Annotated in this window: 25 protein-coding genes and 1 pseudogene; 16 read left to right on the plus strand and 10 right to left on the minus strand. The window is 71.4% G+C overall.

The genetic code is table 11. From position 1 onward, the window contains the following. Positions 1-9: 9 nt before the first annotated feature. Both AB5J87_RS34930 and AB5J87_RS34935 read right to left on the minus strand, forming a co-directional pair. Positions 10-1080 (minus strand): annotated as a pseudogene (locus tag AB5J87_RS34930) (family 2 encapsulin nanocompartment cargo protein terpene cyclase); the annotation flags it as partial. 1063 nt (positions 1081-2143) lie between these two features. Further along, positions 2144-2521: a MerR family transcriptional regulator gene (locus AB5J87_RS34935; RefSeq protein WP_369382759.1), complete on the minus strand. Its 378-nt coding sequence runs from the start codon at positions 2519-2521 to the stop codon at positions 2144-2146. A 75-nt stretch (positions 2522-2596) separates the two neighbouring features. Between AB5J87_RS34935 and AB5J87_RS34940 the strand changes: the two genes are divergently transcribed. Then, positions 2597-3325, plus strand: a complete 729-nt coding sequence (locus tag AB5J87_RS34940; protein ID WP_369382760.1) for an SDR family oxidoreductase — start codon at positions 2597-2599, stop codon at positions 3323-3325. A 113-nt stretch (positions 3326-3438) separates the two neighbouring features. Here the strand turns inward: AB5J87_RS34940 and AB5J87_RS34945 are convergent, their stop codons facing one another. Then, positions 3439-3903 carry a nitroreductase family deazaflavin-dependent oxidoreductase gene (locus AB5J87_RS34945; protein ID WP_369382761.1) on the minus strand — a complete coding sequence of 155 codons (465 nt, stop codon included), beginning with the start codon at positions 3901-3903 and terminating at the stop codon, positions 3439-3441. 437 nt (positions 3904-4340) lie between these two features. On the opposite strand from AB5J87_RS34945, the gene AB5J87_RS34950 reads away from it, so the two are divergent. The 3 genes from AB5J87_RS34950 to AB5J87_RS34960 all read left to right on the plus strand — a co-directional run bounded on the left by AB5J87_RS34950 (position 4341) and on the right by AB5J87_RS34960 (position 6693). Next, on the plus strand, positions 4341-5969 hold the full coding sequence (locus AB5J87_RS34950; RefSeq protein ID WP_369382762.1) for a class I adenylate-forming enzyme family protein: 1629 nt from the start codon (positions 4341-4343) through the stop codon (positions 5967-5969). Positions 5970-6104: 135 nt separating this feature from the next. Beyond that, positions 6105-6296, plus strand: coding sequence for a helix-turn-helix transcriptional regulator (locus AB5J87_RS34955; protein ID WP_369382763.1), 192 nt, complete (start codon positions 6105-6107; stop codon positions 6294-6296). Further along, positions 6286-6693 carry a DUF2178 domain-containing protein gene (locus tag AB5J87_RS34960; RefSeq protein ID WP_369382764.1) on the plus strand — a complete coding sequence of 136 codons (408 nt, stop codon included), beginning with the start codon at positions 6286-6288 and terminating at the stop codon, positions 6691-6693. The genes AB5J87_RS34955 and AB5J87_RS34960 overlap by 11 nt, the downstream gene beginning before the upstream one ends. A 104-nt stretch (positions 6694-6797) precedes the next feature. Here the strand turns inward: AB5J87_RS34960 and AB5J87_RS34965 are convergent, their stop codons facing one another. Continuing rightward, positions 6798-8243 carry a hypothetical protein gene (locus AB5J87_RS34965; RefSeq protein ID WP_369382765.1) on the minus strand — a complete coding sequence of 482 codons (1446 nt, stop codon included), beginning with the start codon at positions 8241-8243 and terminating at the stop codon, positions 6798-6800. 566 nt (positions 8244-8809) lie between these two features. Between AB5J87_RS34965 and AB5J87_RS34970 the strand changes: the two genes are divergently transcribed. Next, positions 8810-10654, plus strand: coding sequence for a hypothetical protein (locus tag AB5J87_RS34970; protein ID WP_369382766.1), 1845 nt, complete (start codon positions 8810-8812; stop codon positions 10652-10654). A 17-nt stretch (positions 10655-10671) separates the two neighbouring features. Here the strand turns inward: AB5J87_RS34970 and AB5J87_RS34975 are convergent, their stop codons facing one another. Further along, positions 10672-11520 carry a class I SAM-dependent methyltransferase gene (locus AB5J87_RS34975; protein ID WP_369382767.1) on the minus strand — a complete coding sequence of 283 codons (849 nt, stop codon included), beginning with the start codon at positions 11518-11520 and terminating at the stop codon, positions 10672-10674. Between the two features lie 125 nt (positions 11521-11645). Continuing rightward, the gene (locus tag AB5J87_RS34980; protein WP_369382768.1) at positions 11646-12776 is read right to left on the minus strand and encodes an FAD-dependent oxidoreductase; all 1131 of its coding nucleotides are present in this window, start codon (positions 12774-12776) and stop codon (positions 11646-11648) included. Positions 12777-12896: 120 nt separating this feature from the next. Here AB5J87_RS34980 and AB5J87_RS34985 point away from each other — a divergent pair, with 120 nt between their 5' ends. Beyond that, on the plus strand, positions 12897-13511 hold the full coding sequence (locus AB5J87_RS34985; RefSeq protein ID WP_369382769.1) for a TetR/AcrR family transcriptional regulator: 615 nt from the start codon (positions 12897-12899) through the stop codon (positions 13509-13511). 39 nt (positions 13512-13550) lie between these two features. Here AB5J87_RS34985 and AB5J87_RS34990 read toward each other — a convergent pair whose 3' ends face one another. Then, positions 13551-13889 carry a DUF6299 family protein gene (locus AB5J87_RS34990; protein WP_369382770.1) on the minus strand — a complete coding sequence of 113 codons (339 nt, stop codon included), beginning with the start codon at positions 13887-13889 and terminating at the stop codon, positions 13551-13553. Positions 13890-14314: 425 nt separating this feature from the next. Between AB5J87_RS34990 and AB5J87_RS34995 the strand changes: the two genes are divergently transcribed. Further along, entirely contained in the window at positions 14315-14893 is a 579-nt protein-coding gene (locus AB5J87_RS34995; protein WP_369382771.1) for a TetR/AcrR family transcriptional regulator, read from the plus strand. 126 nt (positions 14894-15019) lie between these two features. On the opposite strand, the gene AB5J87_RS35000 is transcribed toward AB5J87_RS34995, so the two are convergent. Continuing rightward, positions 15020-15816 (minus strand): IS5 family transposase gene (locus tag AB5J87_RS35000; RefSeq protein WP_369383753.1). Its coding sequence is split into 2 segments (ribosomal slippage): positions 15020-15481 and positions 15484-15816, totalling 795 coding nucleotides; the frame shifts between segments, so codons are not numbered across the junction. Positions 15817-15893: 77 nt separating this feature from the next. Between AB5J87_RS35000 and AB5J87_RS35005 the strand changes: the two genes are divergently transcribed. The 6 genes from AB5J87_RS35005 (at position 15894) to AB5J87_RS35030 (ending at position 22058) form a co-directional block, all read left to right on the plus strand. Next, on the plus strand, positions 15894-17069 hold the full coding sequence (locus AB5J87_RS35005) for an MFS transporter (protein ID WP_369382772.1): 1176 nt from the start codon (positions 15894-15896) through the stop codon (positions 17067-17069). Positions 17070-17121: 52 nt separating this feature from the next. Further along, a complete protein-coding gene (locus AB5J87_RS35010) occupies positions 17122-18054 on the plus strand; it encodes an MBL fold metallo-hydrolase (RefSeq protein WP_369382773.1) in 933 nt (310 codons plus the stop codon). A gap of 127 nt (positions 18055-18181) precedes the next feature. Continuing rightward, positions 18182-18391: a hypothetical protein gene (locus AB5J87_RS35015; RefSeq protein WP_369382774.1), complete on the plus strand. Its 210-nt coding sequence runs from the start codon at positions 18182-18184 to the stop codon at positions 18389-18391. Next, positions 18378-19769 carry an amidase gene (locus AB5J87_RS35020; protein ID WP_369382775.1) on the plus strand — a complete coding sequence of 464 codons (1392 nt, stop codon included), beginning with the start codon at positions 18378-18380 and terminating at the stop codon, positions 19767-19769. The genes AB5J87_RS35015 and AB5J87_RS35020 overlap by 14 nt, the downstream gene beginning before the upstream one ends. Before the next feature lie 303 nt (positions 19770-20072). Further along, positions 20073-21617 carry an FAD-dependent monooxygenase gene (locus tag AB5J87_RS35025; RefSeq protein WP_369382776.1) on the plus strand — a complete coding sequence of 515 codons (1545 nt, stop codon included), beginning with the start codon at positions 20073-20075 and terminating at the stop codon, positions 21615-21617. A 231-nt stretch (positions 21618-21848) separates the two neighbouring features. Next, a complete protein-coding gene (locus AB5J87_RS35030; protein WP_369382777.1) occupies positions 21849-22058 on the plus strand; it encodes a DUF6243 family protein in 210 nt (69 codons plus the stop codon). A gap of 184 nt (positions 22059-22242) precedes the next feature. On the opposite strand, the gene AB5J87_RS35035 is transcribed toward AB5J87_RS35030, so the two are convergent. Beyond that, on the minus strand, positions 22243-23307 hold the full coding sequence (locus AB5J87_RS35035) for a polyprenyl synthetase family protein (protein WP_369382778.1): 1065 nt from the start codon (positions 23305-23307) through the stop codon (positions 22243-22245). A 372-nt stretch (positions 23308-23679) separates the two neighbouring features. On the opposite strand from AB5J87_RS35035, the gene AB5J87_RS35040 reads away from it, so the two are divergent. Then, positions 23680-24858, plus strand: coding sequence for a cytochrome P450 (locus tag AB5J87_RS35040; protein ID WP_369382779.1), 1179 nt, complete (start codon positions 23680-23682; stop codon positions 24856-24858). A 34-nt stretch (positions 24859-24892) separates the two neighbouring features. On the opposite strand, the gene AB5J87_RS35045 is transcribed toward AB5J87_RS35040, so the two are convergent. Further along, positions 24893-25270, minus strand: coding sequence for a VOC family protein (locus AB5J87_RS35045; RefSeq protein ID WP_369382780.1), 378 nt, complete (start codon positions 25268-25270; stop codon positions 24893-24895). 96 nt (positions 25271-25366) lie between these two features. Here AB5J87_RS35045 and AB5J87_RS35050 point away from each other — a divergent pair, with 96 nt between their 5' ends. Together AB5J87_RS35050 and AB5J87_RS35055 are read left to right on the plus strand one after the other, a co-directional pair. After that, positions 25367-25768, plus strand: a complete 402-nt coding sequence (locus AB5J87_RS35050; protein ID WP_369382781.1) for a winged helix-turn-helix transcriptional regulator — start codon at positions 25367-25369, stop codon at positions 25766-25768. Positions 25769-25850: 82 nt separating this feature from the next. Continuing rightward, complete coding sequence (locus AB5J87_RS35055; protein WP_369382782.1) at positions 25851-26771, plus strand: pentapeptide repeat-containing protein; 921 nt, start codon at positions 25851-25853, stop codon at positions 26769-26771. Positions 26772-26815: the final 44 nt, after the last annotated feature.

A 26815-nucleotide genomic window follows, 5' to 3' on the forward strand; every position in this document is an offset into this window, starting at 1 on the left:
TCTCCTTGGTTACCAGAAATCGGGAAGGCCGTAGCGGTAGGTGTTGGTCTGGTGCCAGTGGTGGTTGCCGTCGACCCACGTCGCCACCCCGCGCAGGAAGCGGGCGACCTGGGGGAGGGGGCAGACGAGGGCCAGGGCGGCGGCCTCGGATTCGAAGGCGCGCATCAGGTCGTTGTGGACCTCGATGGCCTTGAGGTACGCCTCGCGCTCGTCGAGGTCCTCGCGGTCGGCGAGCACCACGGGCAGGTTCATGTGCCGGCCGGGGCTGGCGAGCTCCTTGGTGTAGGAGTACAGGTCGTTGACGATGGTGGTGGCGTTGGACGCCAGTGCGATGACCCGTTGCATGGCCGGCTGGGCGTGGAGGTCGGCGGGCAGTTCGTAACCGCCGACGGTGTCCGTGATGGTGGGGCAGGGGCGGAAGTTGTTGAACTGCCGCATCGCCAGGTACTCCCACACCTGCGGTACGTACTCGGTCTGGGCCCAGGCGGCCTCGGCGAGGTAGCCCAGGTGCAGCCGGGCCATGTCGTGGCGGAACCGGTCGGCCTGGGAGGCGCTGGCGGCCTGGAGGAAGTAGTCCATGGCGGAGCGGTAGGCCCGCCTGGGTGCGTCGCTGTGGAGCGAGTCGGCCCAAGTGGCCTGGTACTCCTGCGTGGTGTGCACCGGGTCCAGCGCGGTGTGCGCCAGCAGGAGTCGTCCGCCGAGGCCCACCGGTGAGCCGCCGTGGTCCTCGCAGTAGCAGTCGTCCACCGCGTTCTCCGCGGCCATCAGCCGGGTGGCGACCATCAGATGCTCGATGGTGGGGGCGTCCGGATGGCAGGCGACCATGTATCGCCCCAGGGAGAACCCGTCGAACTGGTCCTCCCACTCGGGCGGATACAGCTTCACCTCGTCGACGGCCCAGTCCTTGATCCGGCGGCTCACCTCTGCGACCCGTACGGGATCGGGCTCGGGTACGGGGTGGTAGTAGAGGCCGGGGATCACCCGGCACGGCGCCGGCACCGGCGGCTGGGCGCGGCGGGCCAGGCTCAGGCCCGCCGTCCCCAGGCCGGTCGGGCCGCCCAGAACGCGCTCCAGCACATTGTCGGTGGGGGCGGGATCATCTAGTGCGCTCTCTTCCCGCGCCTCTTCGACCTCGCAGCACGGTGACTCTGCGGCCGGTGTGGTGCCGTCGGCCAGTTCGGTGTCGTCGGCCGGTGCGGTGGCGCAGTTCTCCGTGGACTCTTCGGCGCACACCGCGTCGTCCTCGCGGCAATCGTCGGCTTCCCCTGGTGGGGCGGACACGGTCAGGGCCTGTGGGCCTCGCGTCGGCACCGCGTAGTGAGTGGGACCGGACATCCATGACTCCTTGGTGAGCGGATGGGTGCAAGCACACTGACGGCGCCCGGGAACTCCGGGCGGGCGTGCGGGGTACTGCCGTGTCCGGGAGACGGGGATCCCCGAGGCGGGGCGGGCGCCGCATCCATGCGGCCCGGCACTGCTCTCGGCTCAGCACATGTACAGCCACAGGGTCGGCCGGTCGCAGCGATCAGCGAGGGCGGGCTTCCGCATCCCCGACGCGGCCCAAACCGTAACGGCCGGACGCTGGTTGTCACCGAGGTGTGTCCCACGTGCACCGGCGACTCCTGCTGTGGGCTGGCAGCCACGGGCATCGGCGGGTTCCTTGTCGGTGATGGGCAACGGGCCTGTGTGCAGGCCGACTTGTCGAATGAGAAACAAAGGCTGACTGGCGGGCGCCACTCAGATCCAGAGAAAGGTTAGGTCGGATCCCGGACCGGGCGAGGAAGGGCGGCGGCCTGTCATTCGATTTAGTGATATTGCCTGCCCGTACGTTTGCCCGCCGCAGGTGTACGCATCGCGTGCCGGTCGCGTATGCCGTCGTGCCTCAAGTCGCGCCTCAAGGGGTTTATGTCTTGGGTGTGTTCACAGGGTCAGCCGACGCCCGAGGCTGGTGTGGCGGTGTGGCGGTGTCGCGGACGGCCGGAAGGGCCGTGCCGGTGAGGGGCGAGAATCTGCCGCAGACCGCAGACCGCAGACCGCAGACCGCAGACCGCAGACCGCAGACCGCAGACCGCAGACCGCAGACCGCAGACCGCAGGTGTGGTGTCCGGCCCACGAGCGGTCTGCGGGCGCGCCCACCCGCGATCTACGGGTGCGTTTCCGTGATCGCGATGACCTGGTTGAGGCGGTCCAGCGCGGCCTGGAGTTCGTCCACCTTGACCTGGATGCGGTCGCGCTCGGCGTGCAGCATCGCGCGTTGCTCGGCGTTGGTCTGCCCGGAGTTCCAGCAGGGAAGGAGTTCGGTGATCCTGCGGCTGGTCAGGCCGGCGGCGAACATCTGCTGGAAGAAGTGGATCAGGGGGATGGCGTCCTGCCGGTACAGGCGCTGGCCGGACGGGCTGCGCTCCGGGGTGAGCAGTCCCTGCTGCTCGTAGTAGCGCACGGCGCGCACCGAGACCCCGGCACCCCGTGCCACCTGGCCGATGCGGATCAGCCGCTCGGCACCGGCCTCTGCGACGGTCATGGTGACTCCTCTCACATCGGCGCTGATCAGCGGCACTTGCCTCTGACGTCAACGTCAGGTTTTAGCGTACCGGGCATGGACATCAACAACTCAGTCGCCCTTGTCACCGGAGCCAACCGCGGCCTGGGCCGCGCCTTCGCCCAGCGCCTGCTCGACCGGGGTGCCCGCAAGGTCTACGCGACGGCCCGTCGGCCCGAGAGCGTGGATCTTCCCGGGGTCGAGGTGCTGCCCCTGGACATCGCCGATCCCGTGTCCGTGCGGGCCGCCGCCGAGGCTGCCCGGGACGTCTCGCTGCTCATCAACAACGCGGGGATCCAGACGGGGACGGACCTGGTGACCGGACCGCTGGACGCGGTGCGGCACGAACTGGAGACGAATGTGCTCGGCCACCTGGCGATGATCCGGGAGTTCGCGCCGACGCTCGCCGGCAACGGCGGGGGTGCCATCGTGAACGTCCTCTCCGCCATGTCGTGGTTCGGGGGCAAGCAGGCCAATGCCTACCACCTGAGCAAGGCCGCGGCCTGGGCCATGACCAACGGCGTCCGTCTGGAGCTCGCCGAGCAGGGCACGCTCGTGACGGCGGTGCACCTCGGCCTGGCCGACACCGACATGGCCGCGGGCTGGCCCGTGGACAAGCTCGCGCCGTCGGACCTGGCCGACGCGGCGCTCGACGGGGTCGAGGCGGGCTCCGCCGAGGTGCTCGCGGACCAGTGGAGCCGGGACGTCAAGTCCCGGCTTCCGCTGGCGCCGGAGGAGTTCAACGCCGCGATGGACCGTGCCCTGGCGGCGCTGACGGCGGGATGAGGGGTTCCGCGGGCCGCACTGATCTCACGGCCGACCGCTGGTGAGGCCGGATGCCGGAGCTGTCTGCACGGCCCCATGGGGGGCGGCTCCGGCGTCCGGGCGTGGGCGCGGGATCAGGTGTCCGTCGGGCCGTCCGCCCGCATGGGTTCCAGCACGAAGACGGGGATGACGCGGTCGGTCGCCGTCTGGTACTCGGCGTACGGCGGGTACGCGGCGACGGCACGCTCCCACCACTGGGCCTTCTCCTCCCCGGTCACCTCACGGGCCGTCATGTCCTGGCGCACGGGGCCGTCTTGCAGCTCCACATGGGGATCGGACTTGATGTTGAAGTACCAGACAGGGTGACGGGGGAAGCCGCCCTTCGAGGCCACGGCCGCGTACCGTCCCTCGTGTTCCACGCGCATCAGCGGGATCTTGCGGATCTTGCCGCTCTTCGCGCCGCGCGTCGTGAGAATGATGACGGGCAGGCCCGTGTCCCAGAGCGTGCCCCCCTCTTTGCCGTCCGAGCTCTCGTACAACTCGACCTGTTCGCGCACCCACTGCGCCGGGCTCGGCTCGTACTCGCCCTCAAGAGGCATCGCGGTCCACCCATCATCGCGTGCGGATTGTGTTGCACGGTGCGACACAAGCGTCGCACGCGGACGGGGCCGCCGTCCCCCGCTCCGCCGACACTGTGTGCCAGATGTCGCCGGCGCGGACGATGCCGCAGGAGGGGTCCGCCGGGCAGCGCGCGTACTCGTGAACGCCAGGCCACGTGAGGAGTCTACGAGCGGCGGCGAGGCCCGCGATGTGTTTCGGCCCGTGGACGCGCTCGCAGGCGAGTTTGCTGACGCTTATGCCCGCGCCACCCAACGGCTCTTGGTGCACGCCGTATCTACCGGTTGGTAGATGCGGCCCCACGAGCCGTGGGGTGCTGGCATATCAGCATGTAACGGGTCGTATTGCTTCAGCGCCCGATGGCTGAAGTTGCCCCCTGCGAGGCTCCGGTCCCTGAGTGTCGTGCTTGCATGTATTCATGATCGTTAATTCGCAGGAAACAACTCAATCGCGGACGTACCTGGACCACATCCTGGAGCACTGGGAGCAGAACGAGGACGCCGAGGCGCTCGTCCAGGAGGCGCAGCGGCTGACCCGCGGGGAGGCGCGGCGGCGGCTGTTCGGCTTGGGGCACGCACTGATACGGCAGGGCCTCGCGCCCGGCGACGGTGTGGGGTTGTTCCTGGCCAACCGCGTGGATTCCGTACTGGTGCAACTCGCCGTCCACCTCATCGGCTGCCGCGTGGTGTTCCTGCCGCCCGAGCCGGGTCCCGGCGAACTCGCCGCGCTGGTCGAGCAGTCCAAGGCGCGCGTCGTCGTCACCGACCCGCTCTTCGCGGCGCGCGCGGCGGACGCGGCCGGCCGCAGCGTCCACGCCCCCGCGCTGCTCAGCATCGGCCCCTGCGAGCAGGAGTGCGCGGACCTGCTGGCCGTGGCGGCCGAATGCCCCGTGGTGCGCCCCGAGCGCGTGCCCGTGCCGCGCGCGGACGAGGCCGTCACGGTCCTCTACACCGGCGGCACCCTGGGCCGCCCCAAGCTCGCCGCGCACAACCACCGGCTGTACGACGTGCTCCTGGACTTCGTGGAGGACGCCCCGCAGTCCGCTTCCAGCAGGGGTTTCTTCCCGTCCATGGACCCGGGCGCGGACCGGGTGCTCGTCTCCACGCTGCTCACGCACGCCAGTGGCCACCTCACGTCGATCCAGGCGCTGGTCACGGGCTGCGCCCTCGTCGTGCTGCCCGAGTTCGAGGCGGGCGCGGCGCTGAAGGTGCTGCGCGAGGAGCGGATCACCGCCACCATGTTCGTACCGCCCATGCTGTACGCGCTGTTGGACCACCCGCGTTGCGAGCCGGGGGCGCTGCCCGCGGTGCGGCGCATCGTCGTCGGCGGCGCGGCCTCGTCGCCCACCCGGCTCCAGCAGGTGGTCGACGTCTTCGGCCCGGTGATCAGTCAGGGCTACGGGCAGTCGGAGGCGCTCGGCATCACCGCGTTCGGCGCGGAGGACCTCGCCTCGGAGGCGGCCCGGCGGCCCGAGCTCTGGCGCAGCTGCGGTCGCGCGATCTCCGACACCGAGATCGAGATCCGCGGGGAGGACGGTACGACGGCGCTGCCCGCCCGCCAGGTCGGCGAGGTGTGCGTCCGGGGCAAGACGGTGATGCTCGGCTACTACGAGGACCCGGAGCGCACCGCGGAATCCTTCTATGGCGACTGGCTGCGGACCGGGGACATGGGCTACCTCGACGCCGAGGGGTACCTCTATCTCGTCGACCGGGCCAAGGACATCATCGTCACCGGCAGCACCAGTGACAACGTCTACTCCCGGGTCCTGGAGGACTTCCTCCTCACGCTGCCCGGCGTGCGCAACGCGGCGGCGCTGGGCGTGCCGGACGAGGAGTACGGGGAGGCCGTGCAGATCTTCCTGGCCACGGCGGACGGCGCCGATGTCGACCCGGACGCGGTCGGCGCCGCGGTGACCGCCGAACTGGGGGACCTGTACACGCCCCGCAAGACGGTCCTGCTCGACCGGCTGCCGATGACCAAGGTCGGCAAGGTGGACAAGAAGGCGCTGCGCGCCGCGTGGACGAGCGCGGGTTCGGACGCCCGGTAGCCACCGCTGCCGCCGAGGGCCCCTGCCGCTCCAAAGGTTGTACTTGGCACCCAAGTGGCGGCGCGGACGGCCCGGTCCTCCCCGTCGGTGTAAAGGACGCTTGACACCCCCACGTGTAAAGCATACTTTCCATCCATGCGGAATGATCTACGTCAGCTACGCCTGGCCCAGGGCCTGTCCCAGCAGGAGCTGGGCCAGGCCCTCGGTGTGTCCCGGCAGACGATCAACGCCATTGAACAGGGGCGTTACGACCCCTCACTGCCCCTGGCGATCCGTATGGCCCGCTACTTCGCACAGACGGTGGAGGAGATCTTTCATGTCGATTGAGCACAAGCCCGAGGCCGCGCGCGGCCAGCGCTGGGTCGTCCCGGCCGTGGGCCTGGCCATGGGCGTCGGCTACATCGCGATCTTCCTGGCGAGGGACGAACCCGTGATGGCGGCCGTCGGGTTCCTCATCATGGCCGTCTACGTACTGATCCTCGTCACCGCGTCCCGCCGCTCCGAGGCCGCGGCGATGCTGCGCGGCGAGACGACGGACGAGCGCCGCAACGCCATCAACCAGCGCGCTTCCGCGTTCACCATGCACGTGCTCGTCCTGGTGCTGGTGACCGGGTTCGTGACGGAACTGATCCGTGGCCGCAGCGGCCACCCCTGGGACGTGCTGTGCGGGGTGGGCGGCGTGACGTACGTCCTGGCGACCATAGTGTTCTCGCGCCGGGGCTGACCTCGGCGGGCGACGGCAACGGGCGGCCGTCCGGGCGCGTCGTGGTGCCATGGGCCACGGCAGCCGGTTCTCGTGCTCTTTCGCCGTGGTGGTGCAGGGCGGTTCTATCGGCCGATGCTCCGGCGGGTGCCGCGCTGCCACCGCAGCACACGGCGTACAGCCTCCAGGAAGGGCGAGTTGCGCTCACCCGTCCCGGCGTCAGCCGCTGTGGAAGTGGGGATCGCCGGTGCCGTGACCGCCGCGCCGCCGTTGCGGGGGCCCTCGTCCGGTCCCGCCGGGCGTGCCGGTTCAGCAGGGTGCGGGGCGTGCGCCCCAGCGGCTCGCGTCAGCCGGATCGCCGCCACGTGCTGGTGGCGCGGACGGTCCTCGGCCATGAGCGCGTGCAGCAGTTCATGCGGAAGGCGGGCGGCCCACGGCAGCAGGGCGGCGGTCGCCTGTCGGACCACCGCCGGTGACGGGTCCTCCAGGAGCGGCCGTACGTCGTCGACGCGTACGACGTCCAGCGCCCGCAACCCGGCCACCGCGCAGGCGCGTACGGCGGGCGCGGGATGGGCGAGCAGCGTACGGATCAGTTCCGCGTCCTCGCGCACTCCGCACTCGCCGAGCCCCACTGCGGCGGCGGGCCGCGTGGTGGGGTCGGCGCACAGCGCGCGGTACAGCGGTGCCGGGTCGGTGCCGTCCTGCCGCAGGATCCAGCGGGCGCAGGCCCGGACCAGGGCCGAGCGGTCGGTGAGGTACGGCTCCGCATCGGCGTGCCGCCCGGCCCGGCGCAACGCGGTGACCCCCGCCGAGCGGACTTGGGGGCTTCGGGACGCGAGCAGCGGCGCCACGATCGCGGTGAACCCGTCGTCGGCGCCCTCGCCGAGGGCGGCCACGGCTGCCTCGGCGCACAGGCTCTGCACCACGACGTCGCCGTGGCGGGCGGCGATCCGGGCGAGCTGCGCCGGAGGGAGGAGGCGCCGTTCGGCGGCGATGCGGTGGGCGAGGCGGGCGATGGCCCGGTCCTCGCTGCTCAGCAGCGCCTCGATGGGGGCGGCGGGGCCGGCTCGCAGCGCCTCGGTGAGCAGCTCTTGGGCGTGGCTGCCGCGCGGGCGGCGGCCGATCCGCAGAATGAGCGCGGTGTGCGCGGCCAGCTGGTGCCGGGGCGTCGCGGCCAGGAGCGCGCGGGCGCGTTCGCGTACCGGCTCCGCCCAGTCCGCCGACCGGATGACGACCAGTGGCAGCAGTTCGGGGCGGCCCTCGGCGTGGGCCAGGGCGGCTTCGCGGATCCGGCCGTCGCGGTGGCAGAGGGCGAGGGCGAGCTCGCCGTCCTTTGGGGTGCCGGGCCACTCGACGGCCGGCAGCGACGTAGTCCGATGCCCCATCAGCCGCCGCCCGGACGCCGAGGCGTTCGAGTGGAACAATTCCGGCCGCTGCCAGGCCAGCTCTCGTACTCCGCAGTCGAGGTGGATCCAGGCGTCCGGGTCCGTCACATCGAGCGCCTGGTCCAATGCGGCTCCGGCGGCCAGTCGCCCGACTGCCTCGTACGCGTCGTCTTCGCTGGTCAGCATGGGTGAAGCCTAGCCGCCGGGGTCAGCGGCCCCTGCCGCTGCCCACCGAGGAGCCCCGCCCGCACTCGGGGGAGTGTCAGAACAGCACGGTGCACCAGCGGTTGTAACTGGCCATGGCTGCGGGAGCCGCTGTCGCCGACCGCTCGGGTACGTCGTCGGGATGAGCCCGCTGGCGCGGCAGCGGTGCCGTGGTCTTCTGCGGTGGCGTGGTAGAGGTTTCGCGCGGTCGACGAGGGCCGTTGATCCGATGATCGTCTTCTCTCACGGTTGGTGAACGACGGACCGGCGGGAAAGGTTGCGGGCTTCGGCGTGCGCGCGCCGCCGAGGGAGCCGGGCCTCGGCTGTGACGTGCGCTTTTACTGTGCGGCCGACCCTCATCCGTGGAGGCGCGCTGACACGGACGTGTGACTGTCTCGCAATTCGCTCGTTTGAGGGTCATCGTGACAGCCGCAGTTCACGGAAGGTGTTCGCTTGTGCCAGTGTCCAGACGCGCCCGAGGATTCCGCCTGCCGACGTCACCCCGCGCGGCCGACGGGAGTGCAGCCGCGCTGAACGAGGACTATCCGGTGCTCGTTCGCGTCGCGTACGTGATCCTCCCGCCCTCACTGGGGCGTCATCGCCGCGTTCTCGCGGCGCATGCCATCGCGCAGAACGCCCTGTCCGCCCGGCCCGGAGTGATCCAGAAGGCCGGGAGCCACGCGCCGTCCGGTGACGCGGCTCCCAGCGCGGACTCGATAGTCGCGGCCGTGACGCGCGCCGCACTCGGGTACGAGCGACGCCCGGCCCGCTGGCGCCGTGCCGTGTGGCCGGTGCTGCCCGCCGTGTGGGGGCTGAAACTGACGCCGCAGATCGGCGGTGCGGACGAACTCGCCTTCGACCAGCAGATGGCGGGCGTGCCCGCTGCGGTGCGGGCCGCCTTCGTGCTGCGGCATCTGAAGGGGCTCACCGACAGCGCCATCGGTGAGGTCCTGGCGGCGGCCGGCGTGGAGGCGCCGAAGGCGGCGGTGCGCGGCGCCGGTGAGCTCGGGCCCACCGAAGACAGCCGGAAGGCAATCCTGCTGGAGTCCGGCGAGTTCGACCCCTGCACGCTCCAGGCGAGGCCCAGCGACCTGTCCCGCCGCCGGTTCCGCCGCCGGGGGCTGGTGGGCCTCGCCGTCGTGGCGGCGGTGTCGCTGATGCTCGTCCAAAGCGGATCGCAGGCGTCGTCGCCGAACCCCGCAGCGCGTTCCGGCACGGGCGGGGCCCCGCTGGACTCGGCGTCCCTGGCCCGCGCGGTGGCCGGTACGTGGCAGTCGAGCTCGCGCATGGACTTCACGGTCTGGCCCGTGCGAGGGAACCTCGTGGACGACCGGGGCCTACTGGAGCGGGCACTGGGCGCGTGGGCGCATTCCGGTACGCGCGTACGCATGTCGGCAGCCGCCGACACACCCACAGGGCCTGCGGCGCGGCCACCGCAGCTGCTGTACGCGGGCCGGGTGGACGATGCCGAGGTGGTGCTCCTGCACGACGACCAGCGTGTGGTGCGCTACACGGAAGCCGACGGGCAGGCGCCGGAGCTGGACATGGCCCGCAGCGACAACGCCGATGTCACGACCGCGGCCGCCGTCGTACTGAGCCGCACCGCGCGGCACACCCGCTTCCTGCTCGCGCCGTGGATCGCGGAATCGACCACGCGCGACCTCCTGGAGCCGGACACCGCGGCCCAGCCGCTGCACGTCACCGACGACGGGGTCACCGACGCGGTGCCCCGCCCCGCTCTGACCGGACCGTGCTCCAACTGGCCCGCGATGCAACTGCGTTCGTCGGATCGCATCGCCGAGAAACACGCCTTCGTGCTCACCGATCTCGGCGACCTCCTGCCCGTGCACCTGACCTACACCCCCGCGCCGAACACCGGCCCTCCGGCTCGCCAGCCCCGTGAAGCCACGAGCTCGGCAGCCCTGGTGAGCTGGGGGCATTCGGCATGTACGCTGCGGGCGCTGCACGGCGACGGGGTACGAGCCGTCAACAACTGGGTCTTCTCGACACAGCAACTGCCCGAGAACGCGGGCCAGGCCACTTGGCTGTGCGCCAGGGCGGACACCTGGAGCGGGCCGGGCAGCGTCGCCGTACGTTTTCAGCCGCCCACCACCCCGTCCAGGGACCCGGGCGTGTTGCTCGCCGCCGTGCGGGACACCTCGCACTGCAGCAGATTCAGCCAGCACATCCTGGCGACCACGCGATGGAACGCGCCCTCCGGCGCGCGCTACCTGCTGGCCGCCGGGAGCCGCGCGGTGACCCGGATCGAGGTCACCGGCCCGGAGCACGCGGAAGGTTCCGGTACGACCCTCGCCGTCAAGGCGCCAGAGGGCAGCGGTGAGACCGTGACCGCCAGGCTCTCCAACGGAGGAACACTGGCAGCCGTCCGCTGACCAGGCGGGGGAGTGGGCTACCGGCGGACTGCCGAGATCAGTCCGCCGGGCCCCTCGTCGTGCTGTGGTGGTGCGCTGATCGGGCGGCCGTAGGCGGCGGCGCGTTCGCGCAGGGTGTGGCCGGCGGCCTCCCAGCCGTGCCCGGCCAGCCAGCCGATCGGATCGTCGGGCATCTCCGAGACCCACATGGACGCCGCGGAGCCCGGTACGGCGTCCGCGCCGAACCGCTCGATCACACCGCGCGAGCCCAGCGTCAGCCCCATGCGGCTGCCCACCGCCGACTGCGCGGTGATCCGGGCCAGCAGGACCTCCACCGCGTCCTCGGGCAGATAGATCAGCAGCCCCTCGGCGATCCACACGGTCGGCGCGGCCGGGTCGTGCCCCGCGGCGGCCAGCGCGCCCGGCCAGTCCTCGCGCAGATCCACCGTGACGGTCCTCCGCTCGCAGCGCGGTACGGCCTGCTCCCGGCGCAGCACCGAAGCCTTGAAGTGCAGCGGGGCGGCGGTGTCGACCTCGAACAGCCGGGTGCCTTCGGGCCAGTCCATCCGGAAGGCCCGGCTGTCCATCCCGGCCCCGAGCAGCACGACTTGGCGGATCCCGGACGCGGAAGCCTGCCGCAACAGGTCGTCCAGGAACTTCGTCCTGATGACGATGGAGAACGCGACGCCCAGTCGACGGCGTCGAGCGGCCTCGTCATCGGGAAGCGGCGCGGAGGGCCACAGGCCCCCTGCGGCGGCGAACGCCTGGGCGAGTGGATCGCGGAACAGCGCGTTCTCCCGCGCGCTCTCCAGCGCCCGCACCCGGGCCACTCCCACCGCCGTGGCCCACACTCCCGACGGCTGCACCTGCTCCTGCTCATCAGTCATCGCGCCAGCCTAGAGGGTCGGTTCCGGGGGCCTCATGAGGGGAGGCGGACGGGAGGGCGGTCTGCGGGAACGCGCTGCTGGGGCGCACGCGGCACAACTGCCACGGCATGGCTACGGCACGGCCTCTACCGGTAGTTGAGTTCGGCGAGGTTCGTGGCCAGGTTCCGGCGGAAGGCGGGGACGCGGCCGAGGAGGGGGAGGGCCGTGTTGCGCAGGGCGCGTACCGGGCCGGTGACCGTGGAGACGCGGGTCATCCGGTCGGTGAAGGCGACGACCTTCTCGGCGACCGGGCGGCGGCGTGCCTCGTACGCGTCCAGGTCGCCGGTGGTGAACGCCTGGCCGAGGTAGTGGGCGTCCTGGATGCCGGTGTTCATGCCCTGGCCGCCGGCCGGACTGTGGACGTGGGCGGCGTCGCCCGCCAGGAAGAGGCGGTCGGCCCGGTAGCGGTCGGCGACCCGGTGGTGGACCCGGAAGCGCGAAGACCACACCAGGCCGGTGACGTGGGCCTGGCCGGGGGCGCGCTCGTCGAGCAACTGCTGGACGAAGGGAAGGCCGGGCTCGGCCGGTGCCTCCCGCACGGTGGCGACCACCCGGTAGCGCTCGCCCGGCAGCGGGGCGACGACGAAGAGCCCGGCGGCGCCGAAGGCCAGGGCCACTTCCCCGGGACCCGGTGCCCACGCCATGGTGACGTCGGCCAGCACGAAGGACTGGCTGTAGGCGCCGCCGGTGAAGCCGATGCCCGCCGCGTCGCGGACCGCGCTGTGCATCCCGTCCGCGCCGACCGCGTACGCGGCCCGGAGGCGCTCGCCGGTGCGCATGGTGAGGGTGACGCCGTCCGCGTTCTGCTCGATGGCGGCGGCCTCGTACGGGCGGTGGACGTCGCCGCCGAGTTCGCGCAGCCGCGCCAGCAGCACGGCCTCGGTCTCGTACTGGGGTGTCAGCAGGGTGTAGGGGTAGCGCGTGGGAAGGTCGCCGAAGGGGATGGTGAGCAGGCGGCGGGTGCCGTCGCGGACGGTGAAGCGGTTCAGCCGCAGCCCGCGGGCGATCAGTGCGTCGGCGGCGCCGAGTTCCTCCAGGACTTCCAGGGTGCGGGCGTGCACCACGCCGGCGCGGGAGGTGTTGGCACCCTCGGCGAGGCGGTCGAGGAGGACGAAGTCGATGCCGGACTGCGCCAGGTGGACGGCGAGGGCCAGGCCGGTGGGACCTGCGCCGACGATGGCGACGTGAGTGGACTCGGGGAGTGCGGTACCGGTCATGGCGGATCTCCCTTCATGCAAGCCAACGCTTGTTGGCCAACCTTTGTTGACCACCATGGACCTGCGGCAACATCAAGTCAACGCTTGTTGGCCTACGGGTGTTGGCCTACTCTTCTCGGCATGACGAACAGTGCACCGTCCGCGCGGCGGTCGTCCGAGGCCACACGGGCCGCCATCCTGCGGGCCGCGCGCGATCGCTTCGCCGCCCAGGGGTACGAGCGCACCACCATCCGGGCGGTCGCCGCCGATGCCGGGATCGACCCGTCGATGGTCATGCGCTACTTCGGCAACAAGGAGCAGCTCTTCGACACCGCCCTGGCGATCGACCTGCGGCTGCCCGCCCTGACCGAGGTCGAGCCGGCGGCGCTCGCGGGAGTGATGGTGCGGCACTTCCTGGACCGCTGGGAGGGGGACCCGTCCGACGACGCGCTCCTGGTGCTGCTCCGCTCGGCCGTCACCAACGAGCGGGCCGCCGGGCGCCTGCACGACATCTTCGCCTCCCAGGTCGGGCCGGTCCTGGCGTCCGCACTCGGCCCGGACGCGGCGGCCCGTGCGGGCGGTCTGGTGGCGAGTCAACTGCTCGGGCTGGCGGTGACCCGCTATCTGCTCAAGTTGCCCGAAGTGGTGGCGCTGACCCGCGAGCAGATCATCGAGACCTTCACCCCAGCCATCCGGGCCACGCTGGTGGGGGCGCCGGACGCTGAGGGGCTGGATGCCGGAGCGGGTGGACGCTGAGGGGCCGGCCCACCGTCGCTCCGGCGCTCGTCAGGCTCGTCAGACCGCCACGGGCCGCAGGTCGACGGTGTGCCGGTCGGTTGCGAGGATCGTCGGCGCAGGCAGACTGCCGCGGGTGCCCAGCCGGAGCAGGGTGGCGTCGACCTCGGCCGGGCCGGGCCTCATGCGTGGGCCTGACCGGGGGTTGGCGTGGTGGACCCAGGTGTGTCGAGCGCCGTCGCAGCGGGCTGCCGGCCCGCCGAGCTCTTGGCGGACTTCTTCGCCGCGCACACTGGTGGAGATGAAGACGGGGGCCGGACCCGCGGCCTTGCAGCGGTAGGTGCCCGAGAGGGTGATGGTGCCGTCCTTGGCCACGGTCCCGGTGGGGTTGACGGTCACGGTCCCCGCCGCGGGAGCCGCGGCACCGGCCCAGGTCACTGGCAGCAGAGCCCCGGCAACCGCGACGGCCCCAGCGGCAACAAGCCTTCCTCGCACGCGTCACTTCCTTCGACATCGGTTCAGGGCCATGCGGGATGCACCGCATGCCCGCAATTGCACTGCCCCTAACGCCCCTTGCGGCGTGCGGTTACGGAGGGGCGCGCGTCAGATGACAGTCGTGTTCGCCGGGGCGGGGGTGGACGCGGAAACGGGCGCGGGCAGGCCGGGAGGCGCGAGCCGGTGCGGCTGTGACAGAGGCGCAGTGGCGGGAGGGGCGGCGCCGTCGGTGCTGCGGCAGGCCGTGTTCTCCCGTCTGCGGGTACGTGCAGGGCCCACCGAGCCTCGCGATCGACGCAGACGCAACGTCTTCGCGTTAAGCTGGGCCCATGAGTGCCCGAGCGACCACACGCCCCGGCGGGCGCAGCGCCCGCGTCCAGCAGTCCGTGCATCAGGCCGTCCGCGATCTGGAGGCGGAGGTGGGGCGGGACGCGCTCACCGTGCCGCTGATCGCCGCCCGCGCGGGCGTGACGCCGTCCACCGTCTACCGGCGCTGGGGAGACCTGCGGGAACTGCTGTCCGACGTGGCCGTGGAGCGGCTGCGACCCGATGCTGAGCCCGCCGACCACGGCAGCCTGCGGGCGGACTTGGAGGCGTGGGCGGTGCAGTTCGCGGAGGAGATGTCCTCGACGGCGGGCCGTACGTACATCCGTGACGCCCTGCTGGGCGACCCCGAGCAGGGCAACGCGGTCCGCTGTTCCGATTACGCCGCCGAGCAGTTGAAGGCCATCGGTGTGCGGGCGGCCGGGCGCGGGGAGGCCGTGCCCGATGTGGAGAGCCTGCTGGACGTCGTGGTCGCGCCCCTGATGTACCGCATTCTGTTCCGCCCCTCGGAACTTTCGGCGGCCTATACCGACGGTCTCGTCGCGGCAGTGCTCGGCCCGGGATCCGCGTCCGCCCGTACCTGACATGCCTCCGCCCACCTAAAAGCTAAGTGTTTGCGTTTTGGGAGATGACACGGCTACTCTCTCTAAAGCAAAGCGTTCGCCTTTAGGTGTGAGAGGTGCTCCATGTTCAGCGTCTTAGAGATCATCTCATTTGGTGAGTCTGCGGTAGCAGATGAGTGTGCAGGCAATGCTGGTGAAAGCGAGGAAGTGGATTGCTTTGCGCTCGTAGCGGCGGTGCAGGCGGCGGCATCCGGCAAGCCAGGACATCGTGCGTTCGATGGTCCAGCGGTGGCGCCCGAGTCGTTCGGAGGATTCGATGCCTTTGCGGGCGATGCGGGGTGTGATGTGCCGGGAGCGGAGCCATTGCCGCAGGTGGCGGTTGTCGTAGGCCTTGTCAGCGTGGAGCTTGGCGGGACGGCGTCGACGCGGCCCGCGGCGGGACCGGATGGGCGGTATGCCGCGCACGAGCGGCTCAAGTGCCTGGCTGTCGTGAAGATTCGCGCCGGAGACGCCGATGGAAAGGGGCAGGCCCGTCCGATCGGTGATCAAGTGGATCTTCGAGCCGTACTTGCCCCGATCCACAGGATTCGGGCCCGTCAGGTCCCCTTTTTCAAAGCCCGCATGTTCACCGAGTCGATCGCACACCGCGACCAGTCCAGCTCGCCACAGGCGCCGAGTTCGTCGAGCACCAGGCGGTGCAGCTTCGCCCACACCCGCAGCCGGCTCCACTCCATGAACCGACGGTGGGCCGTCGCCCCGGAAGGCCCGAACACCGGCGGGACCTGCGACCACGTACACCCCGTCGTCGCCACGAAGATGATCGACGCCAGCACCTCACGGTCCCCGTACCGACGCCGGCCACCACCCTGCGGACGCGTCGGCGCCTCCGGCACCACCCGCTGGAACAACTCCCACAACCCGTCCGGCACCAACCGCTCAACCATCAACACACCTACAGGCTACCGGATTCTCCAAATGAGATGATCTCTTAGCCCCGCAGTCCCCGCTCCACCGCTTGCCCGTGCTCAGTCGCCGCAGTGCCTTTCCCCTCCACGCCTCCGTCCTGGTCGCCCTGCTGGCCGCCTCCAGCGCGCCGACCCCTCTATACGCCCTCTACCAGGCCGAATGGCACTTCTCGGCGATGACGGTCACCGTCGTGTTCAGCGCCTACGCGCTCGCCCTGCTCGGAGCGCTGCTGACCGCGGGCACCCTCTCGGACCACCTGGGGCGGCGCCCGGTTCTCTTCGGTGCACTGCTCGCCGAGGCCGTCGCGATGGCTGCCTTCGCCACCGCCCAAGGCGTCGCGGCACTGATCGCCGCCCGGGTCGTGCAGGGTCTGGCCACCGGCGTCGCCACCAGCGCCGCCGGAGCGGCCCTGCTCGACTTCGAGGACCCCGGCCGCCCCGGACGGGCGACCCTCGCCAACGGCATCACGCCCGTGGCCGGCATGGCGGCCGGAGTGCTGGCCTCCACCGCCCTCGTGCAGTACGCCCCCGCTCCGACCCGTACCGTCTACCTCCTGCTGCTCACGGTGTTCGCCGCGCAGGCTGCCGCCGTGCTCCTCACCACCGAGACCGCGCACCCCCGCTCCGGCGCGTGGCGCTCCCTGCGTCCCGGCATCGCCGTCGCCCCCGCCTCCCGCCCGGCCATGAAACTGCTCGCCCCCGGTGTCGTCGCCGCCTGGGCGCTGGGCGGCTTCTACTCCTCGCTCGGCCCCTCGCTCGCCCGGCTCATCGCCCCGCACGCCTCCCGCGCCACCGGCGGCCTGGTCTTCTTCACCCTGACGGCCGCGGCCGGTCTCGCCGTCCTCGCCGCGCGGACACTGCCCGCCCGCACCGCGAGCTTCGCCGGCACCGCGCTCCTGATCCCGGGAGCCCTGCTGACCCTGAGCGCGCCCCATCCGCACAGCCTGCTCGCCCTGTTCGCGGGCACCGTGCTCGCGGGCACCGGCTTCGGTGCCGTCAGCCAGGGAGCCCTGCGCCTGCTGCTGTCTCCGGCCGCCCCGGACGAACGCGCCGGAACGCTCGCCGCCTACTACGTCCTCAGCTACCTGGCCATGAGCATCCCCGCCGTCCTCGCCGGGCTGCTGACCAACCTGTACGGCCTGCAGAGGGCCGTCTCGCTCTACGCCGTGACGGTCATCGTGCTGACCCTCGCCGGTCTCGCCCGCACCGCGCGGCAGCCGAGCAGCGTCTGACCCGCGTCCTGCCCTTCCTGCGTCACGCCGTCCCTTCCGTAAGGACCCACCGATGAACACCGCCGTACCCCAGCAGGCCACTCCCTTCACCAGCACGCGGTGGAGCCTCGGCGACATCGCCGTACGCCGCGTCGACGAGATCGAACTGCCCCGCCAGACCGGCCCCTGGCTGCTCCCGGACGCCACCAAGGAGGTGCTGGACGAGGCGTCGTGGCTGCGGCCCGACTTCGCCGACGCCGACGTCCCGCGCCTGGCCAGCCACAGCTTCGCGGTGGAGGCGGGCGGGCTGCGGATCGTCGTGGACACCGGCATCGGCAACGCCAAGCCGCGCGCCAACCCGGCCTGGAACGGCCTGGAGACCGACTTCCCGCAGCGTCTCACGGCGGCCGGCTTCCCGCCCGAGTCCGTGGACCTGGTGATCACCACGCACCTGCACACCGACCACGTGGGCTGGAACACCCGTCTCGCCGGTGAGGACTGGGTGCCCACCTTCCCCAACGCCCGCTACCTCACCAGCCGCACGGAGTGGGACCACTGGGCCGCCACCGACCTCGACGCGGCCCGAAGCCAGATGTTCCGCGACTCCGTCACCCCCGTCCGCGACGCCGGACAGTACGACCTCGTGGACGTGCCCGACCAGGGGCGCGAAGTGGCACCGGGCGTCTTCCTGGTCCCCGCCCCGGGCCACACCCCGGGCCAGGTCGCCGTGGAACTGCGCGGCAACGACCGCCGTGCGGTGATCACCGGCGACAGCATCCACCACCCCGTGCAACTCTCCCACCCCCACGTACACAGCTGCGTCGACATCGACCCCGCCCAGGCCATCCGCACCCGCGCCCGCCTCCTCGACGGCCTCGCCGACACCGACGCACTGCTCCTGGGCACCCACTTCCCGCGGCCCACGGGCGGCACCGTCCGCCGTGAGAGCGGCCGTTACCGGCTGCTCGCCGAACCCGGCGCGGAGCTCCCGGCCACCACGGCCTGACCCGCGAGTGCGGCCCCGCTCGGCCGTCTCCGCGCGGGCCGCCGCCCCTGCGGCAACACACTGCGAATCTTTGGCCTTTGGGGCGCTGGTCAGTGCGCGCCCACATCCACCTAGAGGGAGAAGCCCCATGTCCGCCGCCGAACTCACACCGTCGGAGGCCGCCCGCTGGGCCGCCCGTGCCGGTCTCGCGCTGCCCGCCGAACGCCACACCGCGGTCGCCGCCGTCGCCAACCACATCCACAGCGTCGTCTCGGTCCTGCGGGAGCTGGACTTCGCGGACGCGCCGCCCGCGACTGCCTACCGCGCGGAAGGAGAGAAGTCCGATGCAGCCGTATGAGCTGACCCTCGCCGCCGCCGCGGACGCGATACAGGCCCGGCGACTGTCCCCGGTCGAACTCGTCGAGTCCGTCCTCGGCCGCGTCGAGGAGGTGGAACCGCACCTCGGCGCCTACGTCACGGTCGCCGCGCGGCAGGCGCGCCAGGCGGCGGGTGAAGCCGCGCACGAAGCGGCGCACGGGCGTCACCGGGGCCCGCTGCACGGCATCCCGATGGGACTCAAGGACCTGATCGACGTCGCGGGAATGGCCACCACGGCCAGCTCCCGGGTCCGCGCCGGGCACCGCGCGACGGCGGACAGCACCGTCACCGCACGTCTGAACGCGGCCGGTGCGATCCTGCTCGGAAAGACCCACACCCACGAATTCGCGTTCGGCCTGACCACCCCGCAGACCCGCAACGCCTGGGACCTCGGCCGGGTCGCGGGCGGCTCCAGCGGCGGCTCCGCGGTCGCCGTCGCGTCGGGCACCGCTACCTTCGCCCTGGGCACCGACACCGGAGGGTCGATCCGGGTGCCCGCCGCGCTCAACGGGGTCGTCGGCCTCAAGCCGACCTACGGCCTCGTGCCGCGTCACGGCGTCACCTCCCTGTCCTGGTCACTGGACCACGTCGGCCCGATCACCCGCACCGTGGAGGACGCGGCCCTGGTGCTGGGCGCGCTGGTCGGACACGATCCGCGCGACCCCGCCTCGCTGTCCGCGCCCGCCGTGGACTACCGGCCCGCTGCCACGACGGATCTGACCGGGCTGCGCATCGGTGTGCCGCGTACGTACTACTTCGAGAACGTCCACCCGCAGGTGGAAAAGGCCGTCCGGGACGCCATCGGGGAGCTCCAAGCCCTGGGCGCGCGGCTCGTCGAGGTCGACATCCCGATGACCCGCTACATCCAGGCCACCCAGTGGGGCTTGATGGTCCCGGAGGCCGGCGCGTACCACGAAGGGAGCCTGCGTACGGTTCCCGAGCTCTATCAGGACGACGTCCGAATCCTCCTGGAGGCAAGCGAGTTGATGAGCGCCGGTGACTACCTGCGTGCCCAACGCGCCCGCGCGCTCATGCGCGCCGAGTGGGCACGGATGCTGGAGGAGGTCGACGTGATCGCCGCCCCGAGCGTCCCGATGCCCGCGGCCGGGGCGGACGAGCAGACGGTCACCTGGCCCGACGGCACGGTCGAGAGCGTCTCCGACGCCTATGTACGCCTGAGCGCACCCGCCAACATCACCGGAGTGCCCGCGTTGAGCCTTCCGGTCGGCCATGACACGGCGGGCCTGCCCATCGGGATGCAACTGCTCGGCAAACCCCTCGGCGAGCCCACGCTTCTGCGGGTCGGCCACGCCTACGAGCAGACACAGCCCGCCCGTCCGCTCGCCACGGCCGCCTGACCCGTGAGGCTGCCCGGTCAACGGGCAGCCTCGTTTGGCCGGACCTCCTGCCCGGTGCAGGTGCCGACACGGCCGAGAGGCACGGGGTCCGGCCGGTCGGGAGTCCTGATCACACGGCGCGGAAAAGAAGTGGACGAGTCGATGCGGGGGCTTGTACCTTGCAGCTGACCGTGACACCGCCCGAGGAGGTGAGACCCATGAACGCAGGATCGATGTGGGTGCTCCCCCTGCCGTCACGGCCGGGCGACTGATGTAGGTGTCGCCGGGAGCGCCACGCCAAGGCACTCCCGAAAGGCAACACCCATGAACGCTGAGCGTTTCACCGCCGTGCCGTCGTCGAGCGAGACGGCCGATGACGGCTCCACCTTTGGCAAGGTCCCCGGACTCCCGCCCCTGGCCTCCGGCGCCGACCGCGTACCACCCACCTTCGACGTGATCATCGCCGGTTGCGGGCCGACCGGCGCGATGCTGGCCGCCGAACTGCGGCTGCACGATGTGCGGGTACTCGTGGTGGAGCGGGAAACCGAGCCCGTGTCCTTCGCCCGCATCGTCGGTCTGCACATTCGCAGCATCGAGCTGATGGCCATGCGCGGTCTGCTGGACCGCCTGCGCGAACGTGGCCGCCGGCGTCCGGCCGGAGGTTTCTTCGCCGGCATCGACAAACCCGCACCGAAGGACCTGGACTCCGCGCACGCCTACCTGCTCGGCATCCCGCAGCCGGTCGTCGTCGAGCAGCTGGAGCAGCACGCGATCCAGCTGGGTGCGCAGGTCCGGCGGGGGTACGCGGTGGCCGGGTTCGTACAGGACGACGACGGGGTCACGGTGGAACTGGCCGACGGTGAGCAGGTGCGTGCGCGCTATCTCGTCGGCTGTGACGGCGCGCGCAGTACGGTCCGCAAGCTCCTCGGTGTCGCCTTCCCCGGTGAGCCCGCGCGGACCGAGACGCTGATGGGCGAGATGGCGGCGGGTGCGCCGCAGGAGGAGATCGCCGCCAAGGTGAAGCAGATCGGTGCGACAATCCAGCGGTTCTGGCTCAGGCCGCTCGGCGGCGGTGCCTACAGCGTCGTCATGCCCGCCGCGGGCGTCAGCGAACGCGCGGAACCGCCCACCCTGGACGACTTCCGGCAGCAGCTGCGCGCCATCGCCGGCACCGATTTCGGCGTGCACTCCCCGCGCTGGCTGTCCCGCTTCGGGGACGCCACCCGGCTGGCCGAACGGTATCGGGTCGGGCGGGTGCTGCTGGCAGGCGACGCGGCCCACATCCATCCGCCGACCGGCGGGCAGGGCCTCAACCTGGGCATCCAGGACGCCTTCAACCTCGGCTGGAAACTGGCCGCACAGATCCGCGGCTGGGCGCCCGACACCCTGCTGGACACCTACCAGGCCGAGCGCCATCCGGTCGCCGAGAACGTACTGGACAACACCCGCGCCCAGATGGAACTGAGCTCCGCCGAACCCGGCGCGCGGGCCGTGCGCAGGCTGCTCACCGAGCTGATGGACCTCGACGAGGTGAACCGCCGTCTCATCGAGAAGATCTCCGCGATCGACATCCGCTACGACTTCGGCGAGGGCCCCGACCTGCTGGGCCGCCGCCTGCCCGACATCACCGTGAAGCAGGGCCGGCTGTACGGGCTGCTGCACCGAGGTCGCGGACTGCTGCTCGATCGCACCGAACGGCTGACGGTCGGCGGTTGGTCCGACCGGGTCGACCACCTCGCGGACCCCACGGCCCAACTCGATGCTCCCTGCGTCCTGTTGCGACCGGACGGCCATCTCGCCTGGATCGGCGACGACCAGCGGGACCTGGACGAGCGCCTCTCGTACTGGTTCGGCAGGCCCGCCAGCTGACGGGTGCAGAGGGGCTGACCCCGGGTCCTCGCATACGTTCGCGACGGTCCCGGAGCGGTGAAAACCTGGTGTGCGGGGTCTGCGGAACCGTGTAACGTCGTCGCTATGTTCTTCCAGACGCCGATTTACGAGTGAGAGCGTGACGGGCCCCCGCTGACGTCCTTCGATGTGGCCGCGCCCGTCCCCCACCGATGAATCCGTAGATCATTTCACTTCATTCCGGGAGAACCCGTGAGCAAGAACATCAACAACCCCGTCGGCATGGGCGGCGGCCAGCGCAAGAAGCTGTCCCGCGCGGAGCGGCAGAACAACGGCCCGCACCGCAACCTCGACCGTCAGGGCGCCGCGGCACAGAAGGCCGAGCTGCTGCGCAAGATGCGTGAGAAGACCGGCTCGGGCGAGGGCGCCGAGCAGACGGGCGACGACACCGCCCAGAGCTGACGTACCGCCGCCGCTGGGCGGCACCCCACACGAGGCAGGGCCCGGACCGCGACATCGCGGCCCGGGCCCTGCCGGCGTCCGGGACCTTGAGAACGTCGGCTTCGCCGGGCGAGGACGGCCTTCTCCGGGCTGGGCGACCACGGCCCTCGCCGAGTAGAACGGGGCGGTACCCGCAGACGTCACCTCAGCTGCTGCGCCCTGACAAACAGCCGATCAGCGCGTGCCACTGCGTGCGCACGTCTTCCGCCACTTCCGCCTCGTCGAGTGCTGTGAGGGCCGAGGCCATGTGCCGGGCGGCGATGGCCTCGGCGTACTCACGCGCACCGGTGTCCGCCAGCAGGCGCATCACGTCCTGGAGGCGGTGGGCGGGCAGCGGGGAGCGGTTGACCAGGGCGGCGAGTTGCCGGCCGGCGGTCGTGTCGGAACGGGCGGCCAGGATGAGGGGGAGCGTCTTCTTGCCGCGCCGCAGGTCCCCGCCCACTGGCTTGCCGGTGAGAGCCGGATCGCCCCACAGCCCCAGCACGTCGTCGAGGATCTGGAACGCCGTGCCCAGATCCCGTCCCGCGCTGCGCAGAGCCCGCACCGTGGGTTCCGGGGCCTGGCACAGGACGGCGCCGAGTGCCGCCGCGCAACCGAAGAGCGCACCGGTCTTCCCACCCGCCATGGACATGTAGCGGTCCGCGGAGATCTCCCGAAGGTCGGCCTGCTCCAGAGCCAGGTCTTCTGCCTGCCCGTCCACCATCGCTTCCACGGTGACGACGAGGTCCTCCGTGGCGGCCTGGGCACCCGGCGCCTGGGCCCGGACCACCGTACGCACCGCCTGGACGATCAGGGCGTCGCCCGCGAGCACGGCGGCCCCGGTACCGAACCGGGCCCATGCCGCGGCCTGCCCGCGCCGCTCCGCGTCGCCGTCCATGATGTCGTCGTGGAGCAAGGACAGCTGGTGTACGAGCTCGACAGCGGTCCCGGCGATCCCGGCCAGCTGTTCCGGCGCCCCCACGGAGCGGACCGACAGCAGCGCCAGCGCCGCGCGTACCCGCTTGCCGGTGCGCACCGGCAGGGCCGACGCGGCCGGGGTGTCCCAGCCCAGGTGGTAGCGGCAGACCGTGGCCATGGACGGGTGCAGTCGTCCTACCGCCTCGCGCAGCAGCGGATCGACCAGAGCCGTCCCCCGTCTCAGCGTTTCCTCGCCGTCCGCCTCCGGTGAGGAGTGCAGCAGACCAGTCGTGTCGGGCGGCAGATGTGTCATCAAGTCCTCTCCGGCGCCGTCGGCGCGACCCTGGGTCCTTCGGGGAGACGTCGCCTACGCTCAACGAAAGTGATAGCGCCGGGTTGCGGGCTGCGGCAAGGCGCGTTGTGCGGAGGAGAGGGCCGTCGCCGAGCTCGTCAGCCGCCCCCACCGCTTCCCGCGTGCCGTATGGCGCCGGTCGGATGTGCGGGGGAGTCCCCGCCGACCGGCTATTTTGTCAGGAGGTGGATCGGGTGGTCGTACGGAGAAGGTGTCGGGGCTGAGACTGTTGGGTGGGGCAGGCGGATCGAAGTCGTCTCGCAGATCGGCCAACGAAGCGACACGGGCACGGAGTTCACGGACACACGCCATGAGTCGTTGGAGTCTGAAGTCATGACCGAACCGGCTCAAGATCCCCGCGTCCTGCGGGACCCCTATGCGACGTACGCGGCCATGCGTTCCGTCTGCCCGGTACAGTCCCTGCCCGCCGGTGGGGGAGGGCGTACCGACTATCTGGTCACCGGCTACGCGGAGGCCCGGGCGGCCCTCAATGACCCGCGTCTGTCGAAGGACACGAGCGTCTTCTTCGCGGGCAAGGAGTCGCGGCGCCGACTGCACCCGGCGGTGGCCCGCACCATGCTGGCGACCGACCCGCCCCGGCACACCCGGCTGCGGCAGTTGGTGACCAGGGAGTTCACGACGGGGGCCGTCAAGCAGTTGCGTCCCTTCATCGCCCGGACCACCGACGAGCTGCTGGACCAGTGGCCCGCCGACGGGCCACTCGACTTCGTGGCCCGCCTGGCGGTGCCGCTCCCGGTCATGGTGATCTGCCAGCTGCTCGGAGTGCCGCGGGCGGACCGGCCGACGGTCCAGGGCTGGTCCGCGGAACTGTTCGCGGCGGGAGAGCCCGACGTCATCGACGCGGCCTCCCACGCGCTGGCCGGATACCTGGAAGACCTGATCGCCGCCAAACGTATGCACCCCGGCGACTCGCTCCTGGACCGGCTCGTCGCGGCTCGGGACGGAGAGGACCGCCTGAGCGAGGAGGAACTGGTCTCCCTGGCCGTGCTGTTGCTCGTGGCCGGGCACGAGACCACCACCAACGCGCTCGGCAACGCCCTGTTGGCGCTGTTCCAGCACCCGGACGTACTGCGTCGCCTCCGCGACGCGCCTCACGAGATCCCTGCCGCGCTCGACGAACTGCTCCGCTTCGACTCGGCGGTGGGCGTGGCCACCTTCCGGTTCACCACACAGGCCGTCGTGCTCGGCGGCACGGAGGTCCCGGCGGGTGTCCCGGTCCTGGTCGCGCTGGGTGCGGCCAACCGGGACCCGGCCCGGTTCCCGGAGCCGGACCGCCTCGATCCGGGCCGGGACGCGGCTGCTCATCTCGCGTTCGGCCACGGCGTCCACCGCTGTGTCGGCGCCCCCTTGGCCATGGCCGAGATGGAGATCGCCCTGCGGGCGGTACTGACCAGATTCCCCCGGATCCGCCTCGCCCTGCCACCCGACAGACTGGAGTGGCGGCGCACCCGTCTCGTACGGGGACTCGCGTCGCTTCCCGTGCTGGTTTAGGCGGTTTCGTCAAGGCCCTGGCCTCAGTGAGGGTTTACGTGTGGATGAGGGCGTGGACCAACTCCGGGTTCCATTCGACGTACTCGATGCCCGCTCCGTCTGCGTGGCGGGCGTAGAGGAACCGGCCCGTCGGGCCGTCGGTCGCGGGGGTGGTGATGGTCGCGTCGGCGGATTCCAGGGCCGTCTGGAGAGCGTCGAGGTCGTCGACGACGACAGTGGCGGAGGCATGGGCGTACTTCGCACGCTCCTCGGCGGGTCCCGCGATCACCAGGAAGTTGCCGATGGCGGCGAGGCCGACCTCGTGGAATCCCAGCCGCAAGTGGGGCTGCTCACCGGTCAGTTGCTCCAGGAGCGGCAGTGCGCCGTCCAGGTCATCGGTCCACAGGCGTGCGTAGGTCCTGAGAATGGTCACAAGTACTCTCCCTCGGCTCTCAACTGGCTGTTCGCAAAACGTAGGTGAGTAGGCTCTGACGTGGAAGGACGCACTTTTTGGTGAGAGGGGCACCTGATGGAAACCGAGCAGGTCGAGCCCGTGTCCGAGGGCGCGGACGCGATGCGTGTCGCGTCCTTGGCGCAGGAGATCTTCACGGGGGTGGCCAACAAGTGGGCCCTGCTGATCATCAATGTCCTGGGGACGCGGACGCTGCGGTTCACCGAGCTGAGGAACGAGGTGGAGGGCATCAGCCACAAGATGCTCACCCAGACTCTGCGTGAGCTGGAGAGGGACGGGGCGGTGCACAGGACCGTGTACGCGACGGTGCCGCCTCGCGTGGACTACCGCCTCACCGAGGCGGGCGCGGCGCTGCGCGACACGGTCAATGGCATGTGCACCTGGACCCGCCGCTACCTGGACGAGATCGAGGCGGCACGGCGCCGCTTCGACGAACAGGGCCACGACACCGGGAGATGAGGTTTGCCCCCGCACGTGCCCCGAGGCCGGTTCGGGTGGCCGGCCGCGCATATCGTCCCGGCCGTGGGACATGCTCCCGCGTATGAAGCGCAGCCGGACGCGCGTCCTGGTTCTTGTGGTGCTGGCGGTGGTCTTCGTCGGGTACGCCTTGCTGTTGTGGCGGGGCCCGTGGTGGCTGGACGGTGACCGGCTGCGCCAGCATGATCTGCAGCCCGCCGACGGTGTGGTGATCACCGGGTTCCGTACGACGCTGGTCGCCCTCGGGGCCGGAGCCGTCGCCGGTGCGGGCCTCTACTACACCGACCGGACGCTGCGCCACACCCGCGAACGCGACCGCGAGCAGGCCGAGATCGCCCGCGACGGCCAGGTCACCGGCCGCTATGTGGAGGCGATCAAGCTGCTCGCCTCGGAGCGTACGGTCGAGCGGCTCGGCGGTATCTACGCGCTGGAGCGGATCATGCGGGACTCCGTCAAGGACCACCCTACGGTGGTCGAGGTGCTGGCCGCGTTCGTCCGGGACCAGGTGCCGGTGCCGCTCGGTGCGGAGCTGCCCGAGAAGGGGCTGCCGGAGGAGTCCGTGCAGGCCGCGCTGACGGTCCTGGGGCGACGCCCGCAGGTGGCCGAGCCCTTCCGCATCGACCTGCGGCACACGGATCTGCGCGGGGCGGACCTCCAGAACGCCCGGCTGGAGCGCGTCCGCCTCGGCGGCTCCCGCCTGGACAGGGCCAACCTGATCGGCGCCCATCTGGAAGAGAGCTGGCTGCGCGACTCCGTCTTCACTGGCGCCTGGCTCGATGGCACGCATCTGGAAGGCGCGGTGATCAGGGGCACGGATCTGCGTGGAGCGCGCATGCAGGGCGCGCACTTCAACGGCACTCGGCTGGTGGACGCGGATCTGTCGACGGCGATCGGCCTGACCGCTCCCCAGCTCGCCGAGGCGATGCGTGACGGGGAGACGAGGCTGCCCGATGCGGTGGCGCGAGTGCTTCGGGCAGCGCCGTGAGCACCCGGGTCTGAAGTCCCGGTGGGCATGCGAGTACTCCTACC

It is taken from the genome of Streptomyces sp. cg36, assembly GCF_041080675.1.
GTDB lineage: Bacteria > Actinomycetota > Actinomycetes > Streptomycetales > Streptomycetaceae > Streptomyces.

Bases quoted from the DNA above. Each gene is read 5' to 3' on its own strand.
- AB5J87_RS35020 (WP_369382775.1), top strand. From the start codon at position 18,378: ATGCAGCCGTATGAGCTGACCCTCGCCGCCGCCGCGGACGCGATACAG.
- AB5J87_RS34965 (WP_369382765.1), bottom strand. From the start codon at position 8,243: ATGCTGACCAGCGAAGACGACGCGTACGAGGCAGTCGGGCGACTGGCC.
- AB5J87_RS35025 (WP_369382776.1), top strand. From the start codon at position 20,073: ATGAACGCTGAGCGTTTCACCGCCGTGCCGTCGTCGAGCGAGACGGCC.
- AB5J87_RS35015 (WP_369382774.1), top strand. From the start codon at position 18,182: ATGTCCGCCGCCGAACTCACACCGTCGGAGGCCGCCCGCTGGGCCGCC.
- AB5J87_RS34955 (WP_369382763.1), top strand. From the start codon at position 6,105: ATGCGGAATGATCTACGTCAGCTACGCCTGGCCCAGGGCCTGTCCCAG.
- AB5J87_RS34980 (WP_369382768.1), bottom strand. From the start codon at position 12,776: ATGACCGGTACCGCACTCCCCGAGTCCACTCACGTCGCCATCGTCGGC.
- AB5J87_RS35010 (WP_369382773.1), top strand. From the start codon at position 17,122: ATGAACACCGCCGTACCCCAGCAGGCCACTCCCTTCACCAGCACGCGG.
- AB5J87_RS34945 (WP_369382761.1), bottom strand. From the start codon at position 3,903: ATGCCTCTTGAGGGCGAGTACGAGCCGAGCCCGGCGCAGTGGGTGCGC.
- AB5J87_RS34950 (WP_369382762.1), top strand. From the start codon at position 4,341: ATGATCGTTAATTCGCAGGAAACAACTCAATCGCGGACGTACCTGGAC.
- AB5J87_RS35055 (WP_369382782.1), top strand. From the start codon at position 25,851: ATGAAGCGCAGCCGGACGCGCGTCCTGGTTCTTGTGGTGCTGGCGGTG.
- AB5J87_RS35040 (WP_369382779.1), top strand. From the start codon at position 23,680: ATGACCGAACCGGCTCAAGATCCCCGCGTCCTGCGGGACCCCTATGCG.
- AB5J87_RS34995 (WP_369382771.1), top strand. From the start codon at position 14,315: ATGAGTGCCCGAGCGACCACACGCCCCGGCGGGCGCAGCGCCCGCGTC.
- AB5J87_RS35050 (WP_369382781.1), top strand. From the start codon at position 25,367: ATGGAAACCGAGCAGGTCGAGCCCGTGTCCGAGGGCGCGGACGCGATG.
- AB5J87_RS34960 (WP_369382764.1), top strand. From the start codon at position 6,286: ATGTCGATTGAGCACAAGCCCGAGGCCGCGCGCGGCCAGCGCTGGGTC.
- AB5J87_RS34940 (WP_369382760.1), top strand. From the start codon at position 2,597: ATGGACATCAACAACTCAGTCGCCCTTGTCACCGGAGCCAACCGCGGC.
- AB5J87_RS34975 (WP_369382767.1), bottom strand. From the start codon at position 11,520: ATGACTGATGAGCAGGAGCAGGTGCAGCCGTCGGGAGTGTGGGCCACG.
- AB5J87_RS34935 (WP_369382759.1), bottom strand. From the start codon at position 2,521: ATGACCGTCGCAGAGGCCGGTGCCGAGCGGCTGATCCGCATCGGCCAG.
- AB5J87_RS34985 (WP_369382769.1), top strand. From the start codon at position 12,897: ATGACGAACAGTGCACCGTCCGCGCGGCGGTCGTCCGAGGCCACACGG.
- AB5J87_RS35035 (WP_369382778.1), bottom strand. From the start codon at position 23,307: ATGACACATCTGCCGCCCGACACGACTGGTCTGCTGCACTCCTCACCG.